The 24,753-nt window shown below is 68.9% G+C and carries 22 protein-coding genes and 1 pseudogene; 9 read left to right on the forward strand and 14 right to left on the reverse strand.

The features are described from left to right. Positions 1-5 precede the first annotated feature (5 nt). From nuoL to ACF08M_RS09635, 12 genes are read right to left on the reverse strand one after another with little or no spacing between them, the layout of a single operon-like run. A complete protein-coding gene (nuoL, locus tag ACF08M_RS09580) occupies positions 6-1,901 on the reverse strand; it encodes an NADH-quinone oxidoreductase subunit L (RefSeq protein WP_392184653.1) in 1,896 nt (631 codons plus the stop codon). 14 nt (positions 1,902-1,915) lie between these two features. After that, complete coding sequence (gene nuoK / locus ACF08M_RS09585) at positions 1,916-2,215, reverse strand: NADH-quinone oxidoreductase subunit NuoK (protein ID WP_093543641.1); 300 nt, start codon at positions 2,213-2,215, stop codon at positions 1,916-1,918. After that, complete coding sequence (locus tag ACF08M_RS09590; protein WP_392184654.1) at positions 2,212-3,039, reverse strand: NADH-quinone oxidoreductase subunit J; 828 nt, start codon at positions 3,037-3,039, stop codon at positions 2,212-2,214. Before ACF08M_RS09590 ends, nuoK begins: the two co-directional genes overlap by 4 nt. After that, positions 3,036-3,665: an NADH-quinone oxidoreductase subunit NuoI gene (gene nuoI, locus ACF08M_RS09595; protein ID WP_392184655.1), complete on the reverse strand. Its 630-nt coding sequence runs from the start codon at positions 3,663-3,665 to the stop codon at positions 3,036-3,038. Before nuoI ends, ACF08M_RS09590 begins: the two co-directional genes overlap by 4 nt. Continuing rightward, on the reverse strand, positions 3,658-5,061 hold the full coding sequence (gene nuoH, locus ACF08M_RS09600; RefSeq protein ID WP_392184656.1) for an NADH-quinone oxidoreductase subunit NuoH: 1,404 nt from the start codon (positions 5,059-5,061) through the stop codon (positions 3,658-3,660). The genes nuoI and nuoH overlap by 8 nt, the downstream gene beginning before the upstream one ends. Next, positions 5,058-7,589, reverse strand: a complete 2,532-nt coding sequence (locus tag ACF08M_RS09605) for an NADH-quinone oxidoreductase subunit G (RefSeq protein ID WP_392184657.1) — start codon at positions 7,587-7,589, stop codon at positions 5,058-5,060. The genes nuoH and ACF08M_RS09605 overlap by 4 nt, the downstream gene beginning before the upstream one ends. Beyond that, positions 7,586-8,959 (reverse strand): NADH-quinone oxidoreductase subunit NuoF, encoded by a 1,374-nt coding sequence (nuoF, locus tag ACF08M_RS09610; protein ID WP_392184658.1) that lies wholly within the window; start codon positions 8,957-8,959, stop codon positions 7,586-7,588. Before nuoF ends, ACF08M_RS09605 begins: the two co-directional genes overlap by 4 nt. Further along, the gene (gene nuoE / locus ACF08M_RS09615) at positions 8,956-9,726 is read right to left on the reverse strand and encodes an NADH-quinone oxidoreductase subunit NuoE (RefSeq protein ID WP_392184809.1); all 771 of its coding nucleotides are present in this window, start codon (positions 9,724-9,726) and stop codon (positions 8,956-8,958) included. The genes nuoF and nuoE overlap by 4 nt, the downstream gene beginning before the upstream one ends. A gap of 29 nt (positions 9,727-9,755) precedes the next feature. Further along, on the reverse strand, positions 9,756-11,132 hold the full coding sequence (locus ACF08M_RS09620; RefSeq protein ID WP_392184659.1) for an NADH-quinone oxidoreductase subunit D: 1,377 nt from the start codon (positions 11,130-11,132) through the stop codon (positions 9,756-9,758). Next, positions 11,132-11,857, reverse strand: a complete 726-nt coding sequence (locus ACF08M_RS09625) for an NADH-quinone oxidoreductase subunit C (protein ID WP_392184660.1) — start codon at positions 11,855-11,857, stop codon at positions 11,132-11,134. Before ACF08M_RS09625 ends, ACF08M_RS09620 begins: the two co-directional genes overlap by 1 nt. Further along, positions 11,854-12,408, reverse strand: a complete 555-nt coding sequence (locus ACF08M_RS09630; protein ID WP_189546875.1) for an NADH-quinone oxidoreductase subunit B family protein — start codon at positions 12,406-12,408, stop codon at positions 11,854-11,856. Before ACF08M_RS09630 ends, ACF08M_RS09625 begins: the two co-directional genes overlap by 4 nt. Positions 12,409-12,426: 18 nt before the next feature. Then, positions 12,427-12,786: an NADH-quinone oxidoreductase subunit A gene (locus ACF08M_RS09635; RefSeq protein WP_003992243.1), complete on the reverse strand. Its 360-nt coding sequence runs from the start codon at positions 12,784-12,786 to the stop codon at positions 12,427-12,429. 918 nt (positions 12,787-13,704) lie between these two features. Here ACF08M_RS09635 and ACF08M_RS09640 point away from each other — a divergent pair. Beyond that, the gene (locus ACF08M_RS09640; protein ID WP_392184661.1) at positions 13,705-14,556 is read left to right on the forward strand and encodes a C40 family peptidase; all 852 of its coding nucleotides are present in this window, start codon (positions 13,705-13,707) and stop codon (positions 14,554-14,556) included. 308 nt (positions 14,557-14,864) lie between these two features. Further along, entirely contained in the window at positions 14,865-16,256 is a 1,392-nt protein-coding gene (locus ACF08M_RS09645; RefSeq protein WP_392184662.1) for an acyltransferase, read from the forward strand. A gap of 33 nt (positions 16,257-16,289) precedes the next feature. Here ACF08M_RS09645 and ACF08M_RS09650 read toward each other — a convergent pair whose 3' ends face one another. Next, positions 16,290-16,754 (reverse strand): ATP-binding protein, encoded by a 465-nt coding sequence (locus tag ACF08M_RS09650; protein ID WP_392184663.1) that lies wholly within the window; start codon positions 16,752-16,754, stop codon positions 16,290-16,292. A gap of 250 nt (positions 16,755-17,004) precedes the next feature. Here ACF08M_RS09650 and ACF08M_RS09655 point away from each other — a divergent pair, with 250 nt between their 5' ends. The 7 genes and pseudogenes from ACF08M_RS09655 to ACF08M_RS09685 all read left to right on the forward strand — a co-directional run. Next, entirely contained in the window at positions 17,005-17,859 is an 855-nt protein-coding gene (locus tag ACF08M_RS09655; protein ID WP_392184664.1) for a helix-turn-helix domain-containing protein, read from the forward strand. Between the two features lie 11 nt (positions 17,860-17,870). Continuing rightward, positions 17,871-18,071: a DUF397 domain-containing protein gene (locus ACF08M_RS09660; protein ID WP_392184665.1), complete on the forward strand. Its 201-nt coding sequence runs from the start codon at positions 17,871-17,873 to the stop codon at positions 18,069-18,071. Between the two features lie 237 nt (positions 18,072-18,308). Continuing rightward, positions 18,309-18,710 carry a hypothetical protein gene (locus tag ACF08M_RS09665; RefSeq protein WP_392184666.1) on the forward strand — a complete coding sequence of 134 codons (402 nt, stop codon included), beginning with the start codon at positions 18,309-18,311 and terminating at the stop codon, positions 18,708-18,710. Between the two features lie 55 nt (positions 18,711-18,765). After that, a complete protein-coding gene (locus ACF08M_RS09670) occupies positions 18,766-20,007 on the forward strand; it encodes an MraY family glycosyltransferase (RefSeq protein WP_392184667.1) in 1,242 nt (413 codons plus the stop codon). A gap of 298 nt (positions 20,008-20,305) precedes the next feature. Next, positions 20,306-21,934 carry an IS200/IS605 family accessory protein TnpB-related protein gene (locus ACF08M_RS09675; protein WP_392184810.1) on the forward strand — a complete coding sequence of 543 codons (1,629 nt, stop codon included), beginning with the start codon at positions 20,306-20,308 and terminating at the stop codon, positions 21,932-21,934. 30 nt (positions 21,935-21,964) lie between these two features. Then, positions 21,965-22,087 (forward strand): hypothetical protein, encoded by a 123-nt coding sequence (locus ACF08M_RS09680; RefSeq protein WP_392184668.1) that lies wholly within the window; start codon positions 21,965-21,967, stop codon positions 22,085-22,087. 287 nt (positions 22,088-22,374) lie between these two features. Then, positions 22,375-23,220, forward strand: a pseudogene (locus tag ACF08M_RS09685) (abortive phage infection protein); the annotation flags it as partial. A gap of 81 nt (positions 23,221-23,301) precedes the next feature. Here the strand turns inward: ACF08M_RS09685 and ACF08M_RS09690 are convergent. Beyond that, a complete protein-coding gene (locus ACF08M_RS09690) occupies positions 23,302-24,585 on the reverse strand; it encodes a geranylgeranyl reductase family protein (RefSeq protein WP_392184669.1) in 1,284 nt (427 codons plus the stop codon). Between the last annotated feature and the right edge of the window lie 168 nt (positions 24,586-24,753).

A 24,753-nucleotide genomic window follows, 5' to 3' on the forward strand; every position in this document is an offset into this window, starting at 1 on the left:
CGTGATCAGACCGCCCTCATCAGCAGGGTCGCGGCGATGAGGACCGCCGCACCGCCGAACATCGAGACCGCGTAGGAGCGGGCGTAGCCGTTCTGCAGCTTGCGCAGCCGGCCGGAGAGCCCGCCCATCGAGGCGGCCGTGCCGTTGACGACGCCGTCGACCAGGGTGTGGTCGACGTACACCAAGGAGCGGGTGAGGTGCTCGCCGCCGCGGACCAGGACCACGTGGTTGAAGTCGTCCTGGAGGAGATCGCGGCGGGCAGCCCGGGTGAGCAGCGAGCCGCGCGGGGCGACGACCGGTACCGGCTTGCGTCCGTACATCGCCCAGGCGATCGCGACACCGACGACGAGCACCACCATGGTGGCGGCCGTGACGGTCGTGGCGCCGACCGGGGCGTTCCCGTGGCTGTGTCCGGTGACCGGCTCCAGCCAGTTCAGGAAGCGGTCACGGAAGGAGAAGAGGAATCCGGCGAAGACCGAGCCGAACGCCAGGACGACCATGGGGATGGTCATCGATTTCGGGGACTCGTGCGGATGCGGCTCGCGGCCCTCCGCGTCCGGCTGCCAGCGCTTCTCGCCGAAGAACGTCAGCAGCATCACGCGCGTCATGTAGAACGCGGTGATCCCGGCGCCCAGCAGGGCCACCGAGCCGAGGATCCAGCCCTCGGTGCCGCCCTTGGCGAAGGCCGCCTCGATGATCTTGTCCTTGGAGAAGAAGCCGGACAGGCCGGGGAAGCCGATGATCGCCAGATAGCCGAGGCCGAAGGTGACGAAGGTGACCGGCATGTACGTCCGCAGGCCGCCGTACTTCCGCATGTCGACCTCGTCGTTCATGCCGTGCATGACTGAACCGGCACCGAGGAAGAGCCCGGCCTTGAAGAAGCCGTGCGTCACCAGGTGCATGATCGCGAAGACGTAGCCGATCGGGCCGAGCCCGGCGGCCAGGATCATGTAGCCGATCTGCGACATCGTCGACCCGGCGAGGGCCTTCTTGATGTCGTCCTTCGCGCAACCGACGATCGCACCGAAGAGCAGCGTGACCGCGCCGACGACCACGACGGCCAGCTGCGCGTCCGGCGCCGCGTTGAAGATCGCGCCGGAGCGGACGATGAGGTAGACACCCGCCGTCACCATGGTCGCGGCGTGGATGAGGGCCGAGACCGGGGTCGGGCCCTCCATCGCGTCACCGAGCCAGGACTGCAACGGCACCTGGGCCGACTTGCCGCAGGCCGCGAGCAGCAGCATCAGACCGATCGCCGTCAGCTTGCCCTCGCTCGTCTCCCCGGTCGCCCCCAGGACGGGACCGAAGGCGAACGTGCCGAACGTGGTGAACATCAGCATGATCGCGATCGACAGGCCCATGTCGCCGACCCGGTTGACCAGGAATGCCTTCTTGGCGGCCGTGGCCGCGCTGGGCTTGTGCTGCCAGAAGCCGATCAGCAGGTACGACGCCAGACCGACGCCCTCCCACCCGACGTACAGCAGCAGGTAGTTGTCCGCGACGACCAGGATCAGCATCGCCGCGAGGAACAGGTTCAGATAGCCGAAGAAGCGGCGCCGGCGCTCGTCGTGCTCCATGTAGCCGATCGAGTAGATGTGGATCAGGGTGCCCACACCGGTGATCAGCAGCACGAACGTCATCGACAACTGGTCCAGCTGGAAGGCCACATCGGCCCGGAAGCCCTCGACCGGAATCCAGCTGAACAGCTTCTGGTGCAGCGCCCGGTCCTCCGCGCCCTTCCCCAGCATGTCGAGGAAGAGGACGACACCGATGACGAACGACACGGCGGCGAGCAGGGTGCCGAGCCAGTGTCCGGACCGGTCCAGCCGTCGGCCGCCGCAGAGCAGGACCGCCGCTCCGAGCAGAGGCGCCGCGACGAGCAGCGCAATCAGGTTCTCCACGATTCAACGTCCCCTTACAGCTTCATCAGGCTGGCGTCGTCGACCGAGGCCGAGTGGCGGGAACGGAACACCGACACGATGATCGCGAGTCCGACCACGACCTCGGCGGCGGCGACGACCATCGTGAAGAAGGCGATGATCTGCCCGTCGAGATTGCCGTGCATCCGGGAGAAGGTCACGAACGCGAGGTTGCAGGCGTTGAGCATCAGCTCCACGCACATGAACACCACGATCGCGTTCCGCCGGATCAGCACCCCGGCCGCACCGATGGTGAACAACAGGGCGGCGAGATAGAGGTAGTTGACCGGGTTCACTTGGCGGCCCCCTCGTCTTCGTTGTCACGGCCGAGGCGCTCCTCGGAGCGCTGCTCCAGCGCCTTGAGCTGGTCCAGCGACTCGCTCGACACATCGCGGATCTGACCGCGGCCGCGCAGCGTCTGCATGACGGTGAGCCCGGACGGTGTGCCGTCCGGAAGCAGGCCCGGGATGTCCACCGCGTTGTGCCGGGCGTAGACACCGGGGGCGGGCAGCGGCGGCACCTGCTTGCCGCGTACGCGCTCCACGGACATCTCCCGCTGGGTCTTCGCCCGTTCGGTGCGCTCCTTGTGGGTGAGCACCATCGCGCCGACCGTCGCCGTGATCAGCAGGGCGCCGGTGATCTCGAAGGCGAAGACGTACTTGGTGAAGAGGAGGCTGGCCAGTCCCTCGATGTTCCCGCCGTGCTCGGCGTTGGCGGTGGAGAGCCCGTTGAAGCTGTTCAACGAGGCGTTGCCGATGCCCGCGATCAGCAGGACGCCGAAGCCGATCCCGCATCCCGCGGCCAGCCAGCGCTGGCCCTTGAGGGTCTCCTTCAGCGAGTCGGCCGCCGTGACACCGACGAGCATGACCACGAAGAGGAACAGCATCATGATCGCGCCGGTGTAGACGACGATCTGGACGACGCCCAGGAAGTAGGCGCCGTTGGCGAGGTAGAAGACCGCCAGGACGATCATGGTCCCGGCGAGGCTCAGCGCACTGTGCACGGTCTTCTTCATCAGTACGGTGGACAGCGCGCCGAGCACGGCGACGGTGCCCAGCAGCCAGAACTGGACGGCCTCGCCGGTCGAGGTCTGGGAGGCCGCCGCGGCCAGGCCGGTCATGCGCCCACCTCCCGCGCCGAGCCGTTGTCCGCGCGGTCGCCGTCCGACGGCTTCTCGCCCTTGGAGACCGCGACCTGACGCTCCGTACCCGGGGCAGCCTCGGTGACGAGACCTCGGTAGTAGTCCTGCTCGTCCATCCCGGGGTAGATCGCGTGCGGGGAGTCGACCATGCCCTCCTCCAGGCCGGCGAGCAGCTCGTCCTTGGTGTAGATGAGGCTCTCGCGGCTGGTGTTGGCGAGCTCGAACTCATTGGTCATCGTCAGTGCCCGGGTCGGGCACGCCTCGATGCACAGACCGCAGAGAATGCAGCGCGCGTAGTTGATCTGGTAGACGCGGCCGTAGCGCTCCCCCGGGGAGTAGCGCTCCTCGTCGGTGTTGTCCGCGCCCTCCACATAGATCGCGTCCGCCGGACAGGCCCAGGCGCACAGCTCGCAGCCGATGCACTTCTCCAGACCGTCCGGGTGGCGGTTGAGCTGATGCCGGCCATGGAAGCGCGGCGCCGTCACCTTCCGCGTTTCCGGATACTGCTCGGTCAGCCGCTTCTTGAACATGGCCTTGAAGGTCACGCCGAAGCCGGCGACAGGGTTCTGGAACTTCTCGCCCGAGGGCTCTGATGACTCAGACACCGTCAGCCTCCTTCCCGTCACTCGAATTTCCGTCACTCTGAGTATCCGACCCGCCACTGACAACGAGCTCCCGCTCGCCCCGCGGCCTGCGGCGCGGCACCGGGGGCAGGGTCTGTCCGGGCAGCGGCGGCACCGGGAATCCGCCCGCCATCGGGTCGAACGCCGGCCCCGGTCCGGCTTCCGCCTGGGCGGCCCGGCCCTTCTTGTCGCGGAAGATGTCGGCGACGAAGGAGATCAGCAGGACCACGATCACGGCTCCGGCCACGTAAAGCACGATCTTCGTGAAGTCGTACCCCTCGTTGCGCAGCGCCCGCACCGTCGCGACCAGCATCAGCCAGAGCAGGGAGACCGGGATCAGGACCTTCCAGCCGAGCTTCATCAGCTGGTCGTAGCGGACCCGGGGCAGCGTGCCGCGCAGCCAGATGAAGAAGAACAGCAGCAGCTGGACCTTGATGACGAACCAGAGCATCGGCCACCAGCCCTGGTTCGCGCCCTCCCAGAAGGTGCTGATCGGCCACGGGGCCCGCCAGCCGCCCAGGAACAGGGTCGTGGAGACCGCCGAGACGGTGACCATGTTGACGTACTCGGCGAGCATGAACATCGCGAACTTGATCGACGAGTACTCGGTGTTGAAGCCGCCGACCAGGTCGCCCTCGGACTCCGGCATGTCGAACGGGGCCCGGTTGGTCTCACCGACCATCGTGACGATGTAGATGATGAAGGAGACCGGCAGCAGCAGGATGAACCAGCGGTCCTGCTGCGCCTCCACGATCTTCGAGGTCGACATCGACCCGGAGTAGAGGAAGACCGAGGCGAACGCGGCGCCCATCGCGATCTCGTAGCTGATCATCTGTGCGCAGGAGCGCAGGCCGCCGAGGAGCGGGTACGTCGAACCCGACGACCAGCCCGCCAGCACGATGCCGTAGATCCCGACCGAGGCGACCGCGAGGATGTAGAGCATCGCGATGGGCAGGTCGGTGAGCTGCATCGCCGTACGGTGCCCGAAGATCGAGACCTGGTTGTCGGACGGGCCGAACGGGATCACCGCGATCGCCATGAACGCCGGAATGGCGGCGACGACCGGCGCCAGCACGTACACGACCTTGTCGGCGCGCTTGACGACGACGTCTTCCTTCAGCATCAGCTTGATGCCGTCGGCGAGGGACTGGAGCATGCCCCAGGGACCGTGCCGGTTGGGCCCGATGCGCAGCTGCATCCAGGCGACGACCTTGCGCTCCCACACGATGGAGAAGAGCACGGTCACCATCAGGAACGCGAAGCAGAACACCGCCTTGATGACGACGAGCCACCACGGGTCGGTGCCGAACATCGACAGATCGTCGGCGGCGAGTACGGCCCCGTGCGGTGCCGCGGCCAGTTGAGCGAAGGCAGTCACGCCCCCACCTCCGGTGTGATGTCGGGAGTGCCCGGTCCGGCGGGGCCGATCCGGACCAGACCGCCGGGCCGGGCGCCGGTGTCGGCCGGGACGCCCCGCCCGACGGAGTTCAGCGGCACCCAGACCACCCGGTCCGGCATGTCGGTGACCTTCAACGGGAGTTCGACGCTGCCCGCCGGGCCGGTGACGGCCAGCAGGTCGCCGTCCTTCACGCCCGTCTCGGCCGCGGTGGCGGCGGAGAGCCGGGCGACCGAGGCGTGCCGGGTGCCGGCCAGCGCGTCGTCGCCCTCCTGGAGCCGGCCCAGGTCGAGCAGCATCCGGTGGCCGGCGAGGACCGCCTCGCCGGCGCCGGGCCGGGGCAGCGGCCGTGCCGGCTCGTCCGGGTCGGCGGCGTGCGCCCCGGCCCAGCCGCCGAGCCGGTCCAGCTCACGGCGTACGGACTTCAGGTCCGGCAGCGCGAAACGGCTGGGTTCGCCGGCGCCCGTGGCGTCGGCCAGCGCATCGGCCAGCATGTGCAGCACCCGCGCATCGGCCGGTGCGAGCGTCCGCGTCATCTGCTCGGGCTTCAGCGCCGCCTCGAACATCCGGGCCCTGCCCTCCCAGTTGAGGAAGGTCCCGGCCTTCTCGGCCACCGCGGCGACCGGGAGGACCACATCGGCCCGCTCGGTCACCTCGCTGGGCCGCAGCTCCAGCGAGACCAGGAAACCGACCCGGTCCAGGGCTTCCAGGGACCGTGCCGGGTCCGGCAGGTCCACGGGCTCGACCCCGGCGACGAGCAGCGCGCCCAGTTCACCGGTGGCCGCGGCCTCCAGGATCTGGCCGGTGTCACGGCCGAAGCGGGACGGGAGTTCGGCGACGCCCCAGACGGCCGCCACCTCGTCCCTGGCCCGCGGGTCGGTCGCCGGACGGCCGCCGGGCAGCAGCGACGGGAGCGCGCCCGCCTCCACCGCGCCGCGCTCGCCGGCCCGTCGCGGAATCCACACCAGGGCGGCCCCGGTCGCGGTCGCGGTCCGCACCGCGGCGGTGAGCCCGCCCGGCACGCCCGCCAGCCGCTCGCCGACCACGATCACGGCGCCCTCGCCGCGCAGCGCCTCGGCCGCCGCGGCTCCGTCGCCGTCGAGCCCGACGCCGCCCGCGATCGCGTCCAGCCACTCGGTCTCGGTGCCGGGGGCGGCGGGGAGCAGTGTGCCGCCCGCCTTCGCCAGCCCGCGTGTGGCGTGCGAGGCGACGGCGAACGTGCGCTGTCCGTGCTTGCGGTTCGCCTTGCGCAGCCGCAGGAAGACGCCGGGCGCCTCCTCCTCCGACTCGAACCCGGCCAGCAGCACCGCCGGGGCCTTCTCCAGCGAGGTGTATGTGACACCCGTGTGGTCCAGGTCCCGGCCGCGCCCGGCGACGCGGGCGGCCAGGAAGTCGGCCTCCTCGCCGCTGTGCGTCCGGGCCCGGAAGTCGACGTCGTTGGTGTCCAGCACGACCCGGGCGAACTTGCCGTACGCGTACGCGTCCTCGACGGTCAGCCGTCCGCCGGTCAGGACGCCGGCCCGGCCGCGTGCGGCGGCCAGTCCGGTGGCCGCGGCGGCCAGCGCCTCGGGCCAGCTCGCCGGTTCCAGGACGCCGTCCGCGTTGCGCACCAGCGGAGTGGTGAGCCGGTCCCGCTGCTGTGCGTAGCGGAAGCCGAAGCGGCCCTTGTCGCAGATCCACTCCTCGTTGACCTCGGGGTCGTTGGCGGCGAGCCGCCGCATGACCTTGCCGCGCCGGTGGTCGGTGCGGGTCGCGCAGCCGCCCGCGCAGTGCTCGCACACCGACGGCGACGACACCAGGTCGAAGGGCCGGGAGCGGAACCGGTACGCGGCCGAGGTCAGCGCCCCGACCGGGCAGATCTGGATGGTGTTCCCGGAGAAGTACGACTCGAACGGGTCGCCCTCGCCCGTACCGACCTGCTGGAGCGCGCCGCGCTCGATCAGCTCGATCATCGGGTCGCCGGCCACCTGGTTGGAGAACCGGGTGCAGCGCGCGCAGAGCACGCACCGCTCACGGTCCAGCAGCACCTGGGTGGAGATCGGCACGGGCTTCTCGTACGTCCGCTTCCTGCCGTCGAACCGCGAGTCGGCGTCGCCGTGCGACATCGCCTGGTTCTGCAGCGGGCACTCGCCGCCCTTGTCGCAGACCGGGCAGTCCAGCGGGTGGTTGATGAGCAGCAGCTCCATCACACCCTTCTGCGCCTTCTCGGCGACCGGCGAGGTGAGCTGCGACCGCACCACCATGCCGTCGGTGCAGGTGATGGTGCAGGACGCCATCGGCTTGCGCTGGCCCTCGACCTCGACGATGCACTGGCGGCAGGCGCCGGCCGGGTCGAGGAGCGGGTGGTCGCAGAAGCGCGGGATCTCGATGCCGAGGAGTTCGGCGGCCCGGATGACCAGGGTGCCCTTGGGCACGCTGATCTCGATGCCGTCGATGGTCAGCGTGACGAGGTCCTCGGGCGGGACGGCCGCCTCGCCGCCCCCGGAGGGCGCACTCGTGGTGACTGTCATGCGTTCACCCCCTGGTGAGCGTTCTTGTCGTCGGCCCAGGCGGTCGACCTGGCGGGATCGAAGGGGCAGCCCCGGCCCGTGATGTGCTGCTCGTACTCCTCGCGGAAGTACTTCAGCGAGGAGAAGATCGGCGAGGCGGCGCCGTCGCCGAGGGCGCAGAAGGACTTGCCGTTGATGTTGTCGGCGATGTCGTTCAGCTTGTCGAGGTCGGCCATCTGTCCCTTGCCGGCCTCGATATCGCGGAGCAACTGGACCAGCCAGTAGGTGCCTTCGCGGCACGGCGTGCATTTGCCGCAGGACTCGTGGGCGTAGAACTCGGTCCAGCGGGTGACGGCCCGCACGACGCAGGTCGTCTCGTCGAAGCACTGGAGCGCCTTGGTGCCGAGCATGGAACCGGCGGCGCCGACGCCCTCGTAGTCGAGCGGCACATCGAGGTGCTCGTCGGTGAACATCGGGGTCGAGGAGCCGCCCGGGGTCCAGAACTTCAGCCGGTGGCCGGGGCGCATGCCGCCGCTCATGTCGAGCAGCTGGCGCAGCGTGATGCCGAGCGGGGCCTCGTACTGGCCGGGGCTCGCGACATGCCCGCTGAGCGAATACAGCGTGAAGCCGGGGGACTTCTCGCTGCCCATCGACTTGAACCACTCCTTGCCCCGGTTCAGGATCGCGGGAACCGAAGCGATGGACTCGACGTTGTTCACCACGGTGGGGCAGGCGTACAGACCGGCGACCGCGGGGAAGGGAGGCCGCAGCCGGGGCTGGCCGCGTCGCCCTTCGAGCGAGTCGAGCAGTGCGGTCTCCTCACCGCAGATGTACGCGCCCGCGCCCGCGTGCACGGTGAGTTCCAGGTCGAGCCCCGAGCCCAGGATGTCCGTCCCGAGGAAGCCCGCCGCGTACGCCTCGCGCACGGCCTCGTGCAACCGCCGCAGTACGGGGACGACTTCACCCCGCAGATAGATGAAGGCGTGCGAGGACCGGATCGCGTAGCAGGCGATCACGATGCCCTCGATGAGGGAGTGCGGGTTGGCGAAGAGGAGCGGGATGTCCTTGCAGGTCCCGGGCTCCGACTCGTCGGCGTTGACCACCAGATAGTGCGGTTTGCCGTCGCCCTGGGGGATGAACTGCCACTTCATCCCGGTGGGGAATCCCGCGCCGCCGCGGCCGCGCAGACCGGAGTCCTTGACGTAGGCGATGAGTTCGTCCGGGGACATGGCGAGGGCCTTGCGCAGCCCCTCGTATCCCTCGTGGCGCCGGTAGGTCTCCAGGGTCCAGGATTCCGGCTCGTCCCAGAAGGCGGAGAGGACGGGGGCGAGCAACTTCTCGGGGTTGCTCCCGTTCCCGTTGCCGTTGAGCTCGGCGGCCAAGGTCATCACTTCCCCTCCTCTGCGGCGGGACCGGCCGTGCGGTCCTGGTCCTGCGGGGTGTCGGCGCGGGCCGGCTCGCCGCGCGGGGAGACGACCTTCGGATGCGGCTCCTCGCCCCTGGCGAGCCGGAGTCCGGTCAGCGAGGCGGGGCCCGCGCCGCCGGACGCCTCGACGGCGCCGGGGCGCTCGTCGGGGAAGCCGGCCAGGATCCGGGCGGTCTCCTTGTACGAGCAGAGCGGGGCGCCGCGGGTGGGTTCGACGGTGCGCCCGGCGATCAGGTCGTCGACCAGGCGGGTCGCGCTCTCGGGCGTCTGGTTGTCGAAGAACTCCCAGTTGACCATCACCACAGGGGCGAAGTCGCAGGCCGCGTTGCACTCGATGTGTTCGAGGGTGACCTTGCCGTCCGCAGTTGTCATATCGGGTCCGTCGTTGCCGACGCCGAGGTGCTCCTTGAGCCGGTCGAAGATCGCGTCTCCGCCCATCACCGCGCACAGGGTGTTGGTGCAGACGCCGACCTGGTAGTCACCGCTCGGCTTGCGCCGGTACATCGTGTAGAAGGTGGCGACCGCGGTGACCTCGGCGGTGGTGAGGCCGAGCAGCTCGGCGCAGAACGCCATGCCCGTACGGGAGACGTACCCCTCCTCGGACTGCACCAGGTGCAGCAGCGGCAGGAGCGCGGAGCGGCTGTCGGGGTAGCGGGCGATCACCTCCTTCGCGTCGGCTTCGAGCCTGGCGCGCACCTCGGCCGGGTAGGCGGGGGCGGGGAGCTGCGGCATCCCCAGACTGACTTCCTGACGTGCTTCGGTCACCGGTCGACGCCTCCCATCACGGGGTCGATGGACGCGACGGCGACGATGACGTCGGCGACCTGGCCGCCCTCGCACATCGCCGCCATGGCCTGCAGATTGGTGAAGGACGGGTCGCGGAAGTGGACCCGGTAGGGGCGGGTGCCGCCGTCCGACACGACGTGCACGCCGAGCTCTCCCTTGGGCGACTCGACCGCGGTGTACACCTGTCCGGCCGGGACCCGGAAGCCCTCGGTCACCAGCTTGAAGTGGTGGATCAGGGCCTCCATGGAGGTGCCCATGATCTTCTTGATGTGGTCGAGCGAGTTGCCGAGCCCGTCCGGGCCGAGCGCGAGCTGCGCGGGCCAGGCGATCTTCTTGTCGGCGACCATCACCGGTCCGGGGGCGAGCCGGTCGATGCACTGCTCGATGATCCGCAGCGACTGGCGCATCTCCTCCAGCCGGATGAGGAAGCGGCCGTAGGCGTCGCAGCTGTCGGCGGTGGGGACGTCGAACTCGTAGTTCTCGTATCCGCAGTAGGGGTCCGTCTTGCGCAGGTCGTGCGGGAGTCCGGCGGAGCGCAGGATCGGGCCGGTGGCGCCGAGTGCCATGCAGCCGGTCAGGTCGAGATAGCCGACGTCCTGCATACGGGCCTTGAAGATCGGGTTGCCGGTGGCGAGCTTGTCGTACTCCGGCAGGTTCCTCTTCATGGTCTTCACGAACTCGCGGAGCTGGTCGATCGCGCCGGGCGGCAGGTCCTGGGCGAGTCCGCCGGGCCGGATGAACGCGTGGTTCATCCGCAGGCCGGTGATCAGCTCGAAGAGGTCGAGAACGAGTTCACGGTCGCGGAAGCCGTAGATCATGATCGTCGTGGCGCCGAGCTCCATGCCGCCGGTGGCGATGCACACCAGATGCGAGGAGATCCGGTTGAGCTCCATCAGGAGCACGCGCAGGACGGTGGCCCGGTCGGGGATCTGGTCCTCGATGCCGAGCAGCTTCTCGACGCCCAGGCAGTACGCCGCCTCGTTGAAGAACGGCGTCAGGTAGTCCATGCGCGTCACGAAGGTGGTGCCCTGGGTCCAGTTCCGGAATTCGAGGTTCTTCTCGATGCCGGTGTGGAGATAGCCGATGCCGCAGCGGGCCTCGGTGACGGTCTCGCCGTCGATCTCCAGGATCAGCCGGAGCACCCCGTGCGTGGACGGGTGCTGGGGGCCCATGTTGACGATGATGCGCTCGTCGTCGGACTTGACCGCCGACTCGACGACCTCGTCCCAGTCGCCGCCGGTGACTGTATATACAGTCCCCTCGGTCGTCGCCCGGGCATCCGAAAGGGGCGTCCCGGAGGGACTCGCCGAGGGGGGGCGGCCGGGCGACGGGTGGGAGTGGGGAGTAGACATCAGGAGTACGACCTCCGCTGGTCCGGAGCCGGGATCTGGGCGCCCTTGTACTCGACGGCGATGCCGCCGAGCGGATAGTCCTTGCGCTGCGGGAAGCCCTGCCAGTCGTCCGGCATCATGATCCGGGTGAGGGCGGGATGCCCGTCGAAGACGAGCCCGAAGAAGTCGTAGGCCTCGCGCTCGTGCCAGTCGTTGGTCGGGTAGACGTCGACGAGGGACGGGATGTGCCGATCGCTGTCCGGGGCCGAGACCTCCAGGCGGATCAGCCGGCCGTGCGTGAGCGAACGCAGGTGGTAGACGGCGTGCAGCTCACGGCCCTTGTCGCCGAGGAAGTGGACACCGCTCACGCCCGTACAGAGCTCGAAGCGCAGCGCCGGGTCGTCGCGCAGGGTCCGGGCGACCCGGACGAGATGCTCGCGGGCGATGTGGAAGGTGAGCTCGCCGCGGTCGACGACGGTCTTCTCGATGGCGTTCCCGGGAAGCAGGTCCTGTTCCTCCAGGGCCCCCTCCAGCTCGTCGGCCACCTCGTCGAACCAGCCGCCGTACGGGCGGGACGTGGCGCCGGGCAGGCTCACCGTGCGGACGAGGCCGCCGTAACCGGAGGTGTCGCCGCCGTTGTTGGCGCCGAACATGCCCTTGCGTACGCCGATGACCTCGCCGGTCTCGTCGCGCGGTGCGGGCAGGCCGCTGTCGTTCTGCTCGTCGTGGTTCGGGTTCTCGCTCACCGCAGCAGCCCCTTCATCTCGATCAGGGGCAGTGCCTTGAGAGCCGCGTCCTCCGCCTCGCGGGCGGCCTCCTCCGCGTTGACCCCGAGCTTGGAGGTCTGGATCTTCTGGTGGAGCTTGAGGATCGCGTCCATCAGCATCTCGGGCCGCGGCGGGCAGCCCGGCAAATAAATATCAACCGGGACAATGTGATCAACACCCTGAACAATGGCGTAATTGTTGAACATTCCGCCCGACGATGCGCAAACCCCCATGGAGATCACCCACTTGGGGTTGGGCATCTGGTCGTAGACCTGCCTCAGGACGGGCGCCATCTTCTGGCTGACCCGCCCTGCCACGATCATCAGGTCCGCCTGTCGTGGCGATCCGCGGAAGACCTCCATACCGAAACGGGCCAGGTCGTAGCGCCCGGCCCCGGTCGTCATCATCTCGATGGCGCAACAGGCGAGGCCGAAGGTGGCGGGGAAGACGGAGGACTTCCGCACCCAGCCGGCGGCCTGCTCGACAGTGGTCAGTACGAAGCCGCTCGGCAGCTTCTCTTCGAGTCCCATGGTGTGCCCCTCAGCCCCTCAGTCCCATTCCAGGCCGCCGCGACGCCATACGTACGCGTAGGCGACGAAGACGGTGAGCACGAAGAGCAGCATCTCCACGAGCCCGAAGATCCCCAGGGCGTCGAAGGTGACCGCCCAGGGATAGAGGAAGACGATCTCGATGTCGAAGACGATGAAGAGCATCGCCGTCAGGTAGTACTTGATGGGGAAGCGGCCGCCTCCGGCCGGAGTGGGGGTGGGTTCGATCCCGCACTCGTACGCTTCGAGCTTTGCCCGGTTGTACCGCTTGGGGCCGATAAGCGTGGCCATGACCACGGAGAAGATCGCAAACCCTGCCCCGAGGGCGCCGAGCACGAGGATGGGCGCGTAGGCATTCACGCTCCTCGCTCCTTCCAGTCGTCCTTGACCGTTGGACCGCATCGGGCAACCGGCTCGCCGCCTCACCAAGATCGTGCGCATGTGAGGCAGTTCACAAGCCCGACTGCCCCGCATCCTATGCCCGCCATCCTGTGATCTGCGACACGGGGTAGTACACCGAGTTTGTGATCTCCGCCACCCGGCGAATGATCATGAAGCCGGAGGAGGGTCGATCTTCATACGCAAAGCGGCTATGCGGTCACGAGACGTGACATTTGAGGTTCTTATCGCTGGTCAAAGCGCTCTTGCATTAACAATGAGACGCCTCTACATGCAAATTAGCAATGGACAGCGATGCATGATATGGGGATCTCTCTCATTCCGGACTCACCCGCGCGAGGGGCCCACGTCGAGCGAAGTGGACGCGTGCCCACATTCACGATCTTCCGGACGGAAGACCGACCACCCGCCGATCCGCCCGGACCGCACGCGCGAACGCACGCACGGACCCCGTCCGCGGACCCACTCACGAACCCGTCCGCGGACCCACTCACTGACCCCACTCACAGACCCGTCCGCGGCCCCACTCACGGACTTCACTTGCGGGCCTCGGGCACGGGTCCGGCCCGAAGATCGTCCACGCCCCGGCCGCACGACCGCCGCACGACGATCACGCCGCGACCTGCTGTGACCTGCGTCACTCCATTGAGGCTTCAATAAAAGCGGGCTTGGCCAACGGTGCGAACGGATGGTAGGTGACGGGCAATTAGGGCATATTGCCGAAAGTCCGTGATCACAGCGTTGATCAAGCGTGCCCGGTTTGCCCGTTGCGGCGTCAATAAGAGCCGCCAGAAAGCGGATTCACGGATTCCGGACGTAACTGTGTCGTAACACACGTTTCTTGATGAGAGCCCCGAGGCCCTGATAGCGCTAGTACCCATGTCCCACACCGCTCACATACCCAGCCACCGGAAGCCCCGCCGAAACGCCCCGAAGACGGCGCTGCGGGCCGGAGTTGCCGGTGGCGTCCTCAGCACCATCGCGGTCGCAGCCGCCGCCGGCCCGGCCCAGGCCGAGCCGGTGACCCAGACCATCGAGATGCCCACCATCACCTCCGGGCTCTCCACCGCCGTCGCCGCGTCCGCCGAGGCCACGCAGCAGGTCGCCCAGGACCTGCAGACGCAGGCCCAGGAAGACGCCGCGGCCGCCACCGCCGCCAAGGCCGCCAAGAAGGCCAAGGCCGAGGCGGTACGCAAGGCGGAGGCCAAGAAGAAGGCGGAGGCGGCCGCCAAGGCCAAGGCCGAGGCCGCCCTGCGCGCTTCCCGCGCCGAGGCCCGCACGACGCTCAGCGCGTCCTCCGGCTCCTCCACCAACGTGGCCTCGACGACGTCTGCCTCTTCTTCTTCCTCTTCTTCCTCCTCGTCGTCGAGCGCGACCGGCTCCGCCGCGTCCGTCCTCGCCTTCGTGAAGGCCCAGGTCGGCGACGCGTACGTGTCCGGCGGCACCGGCCCCAACTCGTGGGACTGCTCCGGTCTCGTCCAGGCCGCGTTCCGCTCGGTGGGTGTCGACCTGCCGCGCGTCTCGCAGGCCCAGTCCACCGCGGGCACCCAGGTCTCCCTGAGCAACCTCCAGCCGGGCGACATCCTGTACTGGGGCGGCGCGGGCAGCGCGTACCACGTCGGGGTGTACGTGGGCGGCGGCCAGTTCGTCGGTGCGCAGAACTCCAGCACCGGTGTGGTGCAGCGCCCGCTCTCCTACGACCCGCCGTCGGGCGCGGTCCGCGTTCTCTGATTCACAAGCGCGCGTGAGCGCGCGCAGGCGCGTATGAAGACGGCGAAGGGCCGTCGCTCCCCCCGCTCGGGAGCGACGGCCCTTCGCCGTGCCCGGCGCCGCTCGGGACGCGCCCAGCACACATCAGTGGGGCCAGGACCCACTCATGCACACTGGCCAGGAACGGTGAACCACACTGTCCCCGAGCGTGGCGACCGCCCCACCTGGGCGGTGGGGAGAACCCCACCACGGCACGCGGTGCTGGCACCCCGATGAATTCGGGGGACCGCTTTACTGCCCGTATCGCCTGCTGAGCGGACGATGGTTGCATGCAGCAGAAGCAGGCCCATTCGCCCGGTCGCGGTCGCGATCCATTCATAGACATCATCAGAGCACTATGCGTGCTGGCCGTGATTTCCCAGCACTGGCTCATGCCCGTACTGGCCTATGAGAATGGGCATTTGAGCACCGGGAATGCTCTCGCGAGTCCCGGCTGGTGGATTGTCACATGGCTGACACAGGTCATGCCCATGGTGTTCTTCGCCGGTGGGGCCGCGAATTTCTTCTCGTTCCGGTCGGCGAAATCGGTGAACACCTGGCTCCGGAGCAGAATTGCGCGTCTCCTGGTGCCGGTCATACCCCTGGCAGCCGTGTGGCTGCTGCTGCCCCACGCGTTGATCGGCGCGGGAGCGCCTGAGCAACCGGTGCTGATGGCGGGCAAAATAGCCGGGCAGCTGCTCTGGTTCCTCGCCGTCTACGTGCTCGTGGTCGCGCTCACACCGGTGATGTTCCGGTGGTACCGCCGGTACGGATGGCGCGTGATCGGCGTGCTCGCCTTCTGTGCGCTGGTCGTCGATGTGCTGCGCTTCGAGGTCGGCCCCGCGATCGGTTTCGTGAACGCCCTGTTCGTCTGGCTGGCGGCCCACCAGTTCGGCTTCCACTACGCCGACGGCGGCCTGCGCATGCGGAGCGGGTGGGCATCGGCGGGTCTGGCCGCTGTCGGCTTCGGCCTCACCGCCGCCGCTGTGTTCTTCGGCCCGTATCCGGCATCCATGATCGGAATGCCCGGGGCCCCGGTCTCCAACATGAGCCCGCCGACCGCGCTGATGCTGTCGCTGACGATCGGGCAGCTCGGACTCTGGCTGACGCTCAAGCCGGTCATCACACGGTTCGCCGAACGTCCACTGGCCACCTCCGTTCTTCAATGGTGCGGAACCCGCTTCATGACCCTGTACCTCTGGCACATGCCCGCACTCGTGATGACGGCGGGAATCGCCATTGTCGGACTCGGCTTCTCGACACCGAAGCCCGGCAGCGCGATGTGGTTCGCGGTGGTACCACTGTGGGTCGGCGTTTCGGGAATCTTCCTGGCGTGCTTCACGAGAATTTTCGGCCGGTTCGAATTCCGTCGCCGCTCCGGTGCGGCATCGGACATGAACCTCGGCAAGGTTGTTGTCGCGGCCGTCCTTTCCGCCGGCGGCCTCCTCGGACTTGCCGCACAGGGGTTCATTTCCCCCGGAAATCCACTCGGTCCGGTGCTCTGGGTGCTGCTGGTGCTGGCCGGGCTGCTCGTCGTACGGGAGAAGAACGCCCCGAAGGCCGTTGTCGCGCAGGTTTCTCGCACGGTGCCCGTTCAGTCGGCCGTGCGTCATGAGGACGCGCGGAACGGAGATGCCCGGAATGAAGATGCCCGGGTTCTCGCCCGGCAGGGCAGCGGGTGACGGTCTCGCGCCCCGCATGCGAGTCGGGGCGCCTCAGCGTCCGGAGGCGACGAGGGTGAACCACACCGCCTTCGAGTGCGGCGACCGTGCCCCGTACGCGGTGGTCCCCCACCGAGCGGCGAGCCCGTCCACGAGGACGAGCCCCCGGCCGCCCTCGTCCACCCCGGCATCAGGTGCGGGGGTGCGCGGGGGCGGCGGTGTGGGCAGGCGGCCGGGCTCGTCGTCCGTCACGTACACCGTCACCTGCCGGTGGTTGACGGTGACCTCCACCCGGACCTGCGGCGAGTCCGTGTGGCAGTACGCGTTGGAGACGACCTCGCTCACGCAGAGCCGCGCGTCGTCGACGAGGCCCGGGTGCCCGGTGGCACACAGCACCGTCGCCACGAAGTCCCGCACGATCTTGGGGGCGGTGGGGGCGTTCGGCACGACGAGCCGGTATCGCTCGCCGCGCTGGGGGAAGTAGGGGGCTGGTGGCGGAGGGGCGGTTACGGAGGTCATGCCGAGGTCTCCCAACTCACGTGTCCGTAGTCCCGGTCCGTGTCATCGGCCGCGGGTACGCGCGGGGCGCGTTCAACTGGCTGACGAGCGGCTGCACTTCGGACCGGCAAGGCGGTACTGCACCCTTCGCACCGTAGGGGGCAACTATGCTCCGGAGCAACAATGTCGCTTTCCTTCACACGACTGGGTGAACGAGAGCCATCGCTGCCAGCGGTCCTGCAAAACTGTGTGCAGACAGGAGAGGGTGGACATGCCGCCGAGGGACAACCCGACTGCCCGCCAGGCCCGCTTGGGCGGCGAGCTGAGGAAGTTGCGTGAGCGAGCCGGCAAGACCGCTCGCGAAGCTGCCGGAATGATCTCCGCCGACCAGGCGAAGATCAGTCACATAGAGGCGGGCCGCACGGGTATCGGCGAGGACCGCATCCGTCGCCTGGCCAGCTTCTACGCCTGCGACGACAGCGCGCTAATCGAGGCACTCTGCACCATCTCGCGGGAGCACCGCGGCCAGTTCTGGTGGGACGAGTACCGCGGCGTACTCGCACCCGGCTTCCTGAACATCGCGGAACTGGAACACCATGCGACCCATATGCGTTGCCTTCAGTCCGTGACGATGCCTGGGCTGCTCCAGACGCCCCAGTACGCGCGGGCGCTGTTCGAAGGGGTCCTGCCCAAGTTGCCCGAGGACGAGGTGGAAGCGAGGGTCGAACATCGCATGCGTCGGCAAGCCGTGCTCGACCGCGAGGTGCCGCCGAAGTTCGACGTCATCGTTCACGAAGCCGGTCTCCGCATGAGAGTCGGCGGCCGGGAGGTCGCACGCGGACAACTGGAACGCCTTGTGGAGGCAACGGACAGGCCAGCAGTAACGGTCCGCGTGATCCCGTTCGCCAGCGAACAGTTCGTGGAGGTGACACAGACCGTCCTGTACGCGGGCGGGGTCGTACCGCAACTCGACACCGTCCACATCGACGCCCCGTTCGGCGGCGTACAACTGGACGCCGTGGCAGACCTGAACCGGTACGGCATGCAACTCGACTTCGCTCAGCGGGTCAGTCTCGCGCCCGAGGAGTCGCGGAGCTTCATTCACCACATCGCGCGGGACCTGTGATAATCCGCAGCATGAACGCAGACATCGAATGGCAGAAGTCGTCGTTCTCCGGCGGCGGCGGGGAGCAGTGCGTCGAGGTGGCACGGCACGCCGACGACATCCTGATGCGCGAGAGCGACGATCCGAGCGTGGTGGCCACCATGAACCGGGCCAAGTTCGCTGCGTTCATCCAAGGCGTCAAGGCAGGCGGGTTCGACCACTTCGTTCAGTAGGTCTCCATCGGCAGCCCCCGTCCGGCAGGCGGGGGCTGCCGTATGCCCGGATCACCCGAGACGCATACTTGCCCCGGAGCACGCTTGCCCCAGCGCCATGTGTGACGCTACCGTCACCGTACGTCGCCGATGCCGATCCGTTTCAGGAGCCGGCCCCACGCGCGGCGTCATAACTCCCCCGTGCCCACGGCCAGTTGGAGCCGGGCGACCCCACGTGCTGCGATCGGACAGTCGACCATGCGTACACTCCCGCACGCCCACACCCACTCCCCCGCCCCGTTGGAGATGCGCGCCGAACACGGCTACCGGTTCGAGGCCCTCCGCTACGGCTCCGCCACCGGCTTCCGGCCGGAACCGATCGACCTCCGCATCGTCGCCACTCCCCAGGAAGCCATCCGCGCCATCCGGATCCAGCTCCGGGCCACCCACCTCTTCGGTCTCACGCCCCGTGAGCTGGCCCGCGCGCTCCACTGGGCCGACCAGGGCGGCTGGACACAGGCGCTGGCCGCACTCCATCGCGGCGAGCCATGCGGCTTCGTCCTCCTGCTCCGTAAAGGGCGCCACCTGGAGTGGAACGTACGTCCCCTGGCCTACCTCGTCGGAAAAACCGAGTGCGTTAGGGTCGACGGGGCGCAGTGAGTGACCACTGTCTGTTCAGAAAACGGCTGATCCGGGCCGGAATGTGGAGTCGTTCATGCGGGATTACTTGCTCATGCTGTTCATCACGGCAGCGGTAACCCTTCTCCTGACCGGTCCGGTACGGAAGTTCGCCATCGCCGTCGGGGCGGTGCCCGAGATCCGGGCGCGTGACGTCCACCGCGAACCCACTCCGCGCCTCGGTGGCATCGCCATGTTCGGCGGGCTGCTGGCCGGATATCTGGTGGCCTCGCACCTCCCGCACCTGGAGGAGATCTTCACCCAGAGCTCGACGCCCCGGGCGCTGCTGTCCGGTGCCGCGCTGATCTGGCTGCTGGGGGTGCTCGACGACAAGTGGGAGCTCGATTCACTGGTCAAGCTCGGCGGGCAGTTGCTGGCCGCCGGTGTGATGGTGTTCCAGGGACTGACGATCCTCTGGCTCCCCGTGCCGGGCACCGACGGGTTCTACCTCGCCGACTGGCAGGGCACCCTGCTGACCGTGGGACTGATCGTCTTCACCATCAACGCGGTCAACTTCGTCGACGGGCTCGACGGACTGGCCGCCGGGATGGTGGGCATCGCGGCGACGGCGTTCTTCCTGTACGCCTACCGGCTCTGGTACGGCTACGGGATCGAGGCCGCCGCGGCCACCACGCTGATCTCCGCGATCCTGGTGGGCATGTGCCTCGGCTTCCTGGTCCACAACACGCACCCGGCCCGGATCTTCATGGGGGACTCCGGGTCCATGCTGCTCGGGCTGCTCATCGCCGGGTGCGCCATCTCCGTCACGGGCGAGGTCGATCCGAGCCTCCTCAAGCAGACCGTCGACGGTACGTCCGGGTCGGCCGCGATGGTGCCGGTCTACATTCCGCTGCTGCTGCCGCTGTCCGTCATCGCGCTGCCGGTCGCGGACCTCGTGCTCGCCGTCGTCAGGCGTACGTGGAACGGACGGTCCCCCTTCTCCGCCGACAAGGGACACCTCCACCACCGGCTGCTCCAGCTCGGACACTCGCAACGCCGGGCCGTGCTCCTCATGTACTTCTGGTCGTCGCTGTTCTCGTTCGGGATCGTGGCCTACTCGGCGCGGGGCGCCAAGTCCTGGATGCTGTTCGCCGTCGCGTTCGTCTGCGGACTGGGTGTGCTTCTGCTGCTCCAGCCACGCTACGAATCCGGCCTGGCCCGCCTGCTGGGCCGGGTACGGCCGCGCAGGTCCGGGAGCCGCGTGGTCGCCACCGGCGGGAAGCGCACCGGGGCCGACGACCACCGCACACGCGTGGACGCCGGCCACCGGGACGGCTGACGGGCGGCCCGAGGGCGGTGGAGAACACCGGGTGGCGGCTCGGGGCCTCGGACCCGATTCGAGCGAATGCCGAACCCGCGCCCGCCTTGCCCGGCCACCGGGTTTGCGCCCCTATGCTGAGGGGTGTGAGCTGCTGTTGGTTTGTTGTGTTGAAGTGAGTTGTGGTGAGCAGGGGTGGGTCCTGGTGGCGGGTTTGTGGGGTGGGAACGGGGGTTCTGGGGTCGAATGGGTGACCTTGGGGGCTGGTGCTCGTTGGGCTGGGTAGCGGGTGTCCGGTCTTGGGGGAGGGGGTGTTGTGGTGGGTGGTGTGCGGGAGTTGGCGGCGCCGTTCGTGGTGGCCGGGCCGTGCGGGGTGGCGGTCCGGGACCGTCTCAAGCACCTCACGCCCTGGGACGAGGAGGTTCTGCGTGCGGTCGGTGAGCACCAGGGCCGTCTGGCTTCCCGTGACCTCAGGGCCCGTTGTGCGGATGGACTGGAGCACAGCAAGGAGACCTGGGCGTCGCGCAAGCGGGACCTGACCGCCCGGTCGTCGTCGCGGATCGCCGGTGCGATCACCAAGGCCACCCATGATCAGTGGGCGCTGGCGCGGCGTTGCCAGGCGGCGCACGTCCAGACGCTGGAGGCCGGGATCAGGACGCTGCGGCACCGCCTGTCCCTTCCCCTCGGCGCGCCGGGAACGAAGCGGGCCCCGGGTGGTTACCGGTCCAGGGGTGAGTGGTTCCACAAGTCCCGCCGTCTCACGGCGCTGGAAGCCCGGCATGATGCTGCGGTCCGTGACCGGCAGGCCGGGCGGGTCCGGGTCGTGCGGGGCGGCAAACGTCTTCTCAACACCCGCCACCACCTCGCCGACGCCCACCTCACCGAGGAGCAGTGGCGGGAGCGCTGGGAGGCGGAGCGCTGGTTCATCGCCGCCGACGGTGAGTCCGGGAAGCGGTTCGGGAACGAGACGATCCGCGTCACCCCGGACGGCGAAGTATCGATCAAGCTGCCTGCCCCGCTCTCCCACCTGGCCAACACCAAGCACGGCCGGTACACCCTCGCCTCGACCGTAAGGTTTGCGCACCGGGGCGTGGAGTGGGCCGACCGCGTCACCGCGAACCGGGCCGTCGCCTACCGCATCCACCTCGACACCGGCCGTGGCCGCTGGTACCTCACCGCGTCCTGGCAACGCCCCGTCGTCCAGACGATCCCGCTGGCCACCGCCCGCGCCCGGGGCATGATCGGCGTCGACACCAACGCCGACCACTTCGCCGCCTACCACCTCGACCCGCACGGCAACCCCACCGGCGAGCCCCGGCGCTTCTTCTACGACCTGTCCGGCACCACCGCCCACCGCGACGCCCGGATCCGCCACGCGCTGACCCAGCTCCTGCACTGGGCCAGACAAACCGGTGCGGGTGCGATCGCCATCGAGGACCTCGACTTCACCACCGAGAAGACCCGCGAGAAACACGGCCGCAGGAAGCGGTTCAGGCAGCTGATCTCCGGCATCCCGACCGGCAAGCTCAAGGCCCGGCTGGTCTCCATGGCCGCGGAGCAGGGCCTGAGCATTGTCGCGGTCGACCCCGCCTACACCAGCGTGTGGGGGGCCCAGCACTGGCAGAAGCCACTGGCCACCCCGCACCGCAGAATGTCCCGTCATGATGCCGCCGGCATCGCGATCGGACGACGCGCCCTCGGACACCCGGTCCGGCGTCGGACGGCACCGCCCCCACACGACCGGAGAGATCGTGCGGGGCATCGGACCGCCCAGGCCGGACCAGGCACCCGGGGGCGTGAGGGAACCCGCCCACCCGCCACGGACCACGCCCCCAAAGACGTGCCGCCGAACGGGACGAGAAAGCGGCAACCCAGCGCATCCAACACCGTTCGGGACGCGCCCAGCACACATCAGTGGGTCCAGGACCCACTCATGCACACTGGCTAGGAACGGTTCGTAAGTCCAGAGGGCCGAGTGGTGCCGCTCTCCACAGGACAGCAGGGCTACATCGCCGATCCGCGTACCGGCAAGCTCGCGCCCGTAAGGGAGGGGCAACTCTTCTCGCCGACGCCGGCCGACTACGCCCAGCAGCCAAGGTAATGAATGCGGCAATGCCCCCTCGAATTCGCCCCATCGGTGGGGGCATTGCCGTTTGTGGCGCGTGCCGGACGACCTGAAGCGCTCCAAGTACTCAGGGCAATCGCCCGACGTAGTAGCGTCTGCCTTACCTAAGTCTCCGTTCCGCACGCCCGGTTCATCCCTTGGTCGCGCACCCGCAGACTTTCGGGGGACGCCCGCACCCGCACCCGCTCAGCAGACTGGCAGCACCACACGAACCGCCGAGCATCAGGGGAGCCAGAGTGCATCGCGACGAGCGCAGCAGGGAAATCAGCCGGGCGAGGTTCCTGGCCGGGGCCGGGGCGATCGGGGCCGCGGCGGCCACCGGACCGCTCCTGGCCGGCGCCCCCGCCTCGGCCGCCGCAACCGGCCGACGGGACGGAGGCGGTAACGGCAAGGGGCTGACGCATCGGGGGATCTGCTACACGATCGGCGCGGGTGAGACCCCCGGCACCGCGTGGAGCACCGCCCGCATGCGCGCGGATCTCCGTGCCGTCAAGGACGACCTGCACGCCACATCGATCGAGGTGACGGGCGACGGCGTCGACCGTCTCAACGCCACCGCGTCGGAGACCGCCGAGCGCGGCCTGCACATCTGGCTCCAGCCGACCCTGGGCGACCGCCCCGCGTCGGAGATCCTCGACCACCTCGCGGAGACCGGCCGGCACCTGGAGCAGTTGCGCCGCCAGGGCGCGCGGGCCGCCCTGAGCGTGGGATGCGAGTTCTGGCTGTTCGTACCGGGCATCGTGCCCGGCGACAACGCACAGGAACGAATCCGCAATCTGATGGCCGGCACCTACGACCCGGAGCAGATGATGCGCCGCCTGTCCGCGTTCACGGAACGGGCCGCCACGGTCGGACGGTCGGTCTTCGGCGGCAAGCTGTCGTACGCGGCCGCGCAGAACGACGAGGTCGACTGGGACCTGTTCGACATCGTGGGCATCGACTACTACTCGTACTTCCCCAACCGCGCGGACTATGTGCGCGAGCTGCGCCGGTACCCGCGCTGGGGCAAGCCGCTGGCGATCACGGAGTTCGGCACGTGCACGTACGCGGGAGCGCCCCAGCAGGGCGGCATGGGGTGGGACACGATCGACTGCACCAAGCAACCGCCGGGGAGGGCGGGGCGCCGCTGACGCCCCGCCGTCCGGAATGGCCGGCCTCGACAAGTCGCCTTCCCCCGGCCGGTCACCGGATCAGGCCTTCGGGGCCACCTTCGACAGGCCATTGATGATCCGGTCCATCGCGTCGCCGCCCGTGGGGTCGGTCAGGTTGGCGAGCATCTTCAGGGTGAACTTCATCAGCAGGGGGTGCGTCAGACCACGCTGGGTGGCGACCTTCATGATCTTCGGGTTGCCGATCAGCTTCACGAAGGCGCGGCCCATCGTGTAGTAGCCGCCGTAGGTCTCCTTGAGGACCTTCGGGTAGTTGGTGAGGGCCAGTTCGCGCTGGGCCGGGGTCGCGCGGGCGTGGGCCTGGACGATGACGTCCGCGGCGATCTGGCCCGACTCCATGGCGTACGCGATGCCTTCGCCGTTGAACGGGTTGACCATGCCGCCCGCGTCACCGACGAGCAGCAGGCCCTTGGTGTAGTGCGGCTGGCGGTTGAAGGCCATCGGGAGGGCGGCACCTCGGATCGGGCCCGTCATGTTCTCCGGGGTGTAGCCCCAGTCCGCCGGCATCGAGGCGCACCACGCCTTGAGGACCTCGCGCCAGTCCAGCTCCTTGAAGGCGGAGGAGGAGTTGAGGATGCCGAGGCCGACGTTGGACGTGCCGTCGCCCATGCCGAAGATCCAGCCGTAGCCGGGCAGCAGCCGGTCCTGGGGGCCGCGGCGGTCCCACAGCTCCAGCCACGACTCCAGGTAGTCGTCGTCGTGGCGGGGCGAGGTGAAGTACGTACGCACGGCCACGCCCATCGGGCGGTCCTCGCGGCGGTGCAGGCCCATGGCCAGTGACAGCCGGGTGGAGTTGCCGTCGGCCGCGACGACGAGCGGGGCGTGGAAGGTGACCGGGGTCTTCTCCTCGCCGAGCTTCGCGTGGACGCCGGTGATCCGGCCGGTGCGGTCGTCGACGATCGGGGCGCCGACATTGCAGCGCTCGTACAGCCGGGCGCCCGCCTTCTGCGCCTGGCGGGCCAGTTGCTCGTCGAAGTCGTCGCGCTTGCGGACCAGCCCGTAGTCCGGGTACGAGGCGAGATCCGGCCAGTCCAGCTGGAGACGCACGCCGCCGCCGATGATGCGCAGCCCCTTGTTGCGCAGCCAGCCGGCCTCTTCGGAGATGTCGATGCCCATGGAGACGAGCTGCTTGGTGGCGCGCGGGGTGAGGCCGTCGCCGCAGACCTTCTCCCGGGGGAAGGCCGTCTTCTCCAGGAGCAGGACGTCCAGCCCGGCCTTGGCGAGGTAGTACGCGGTCGTGGATCCGGCCGGGCCTGCCCCGACGACGATCACATCCGCACTGTGTCCGGAGAGGGGCTCGGTCACGGTCGGATCTCCCGAAGGCTCGAAATCGCGTGCCGCGCGGCACCTGTCCCATGCAGTCTATGGGGCCCGCCGGACAACCTTCCGAAGGGCTCCCCGATGTCGGCCGGGCCCTTTGCCGCCCCTCCGTACGGCAGTGCACGGAGGGAGCGGAACTGCCCCGTCCCGCCT

It is taken from the genome of Streptomyces sp. NPDC015032 (genome assembly GCF_043080425.1).
Taxonomy (GTDB): domain Bacteria; phylum Actinomycetota; class Actinomycetes; order Streptomycetales; family Streptomycetaceae; genus Streptomyces.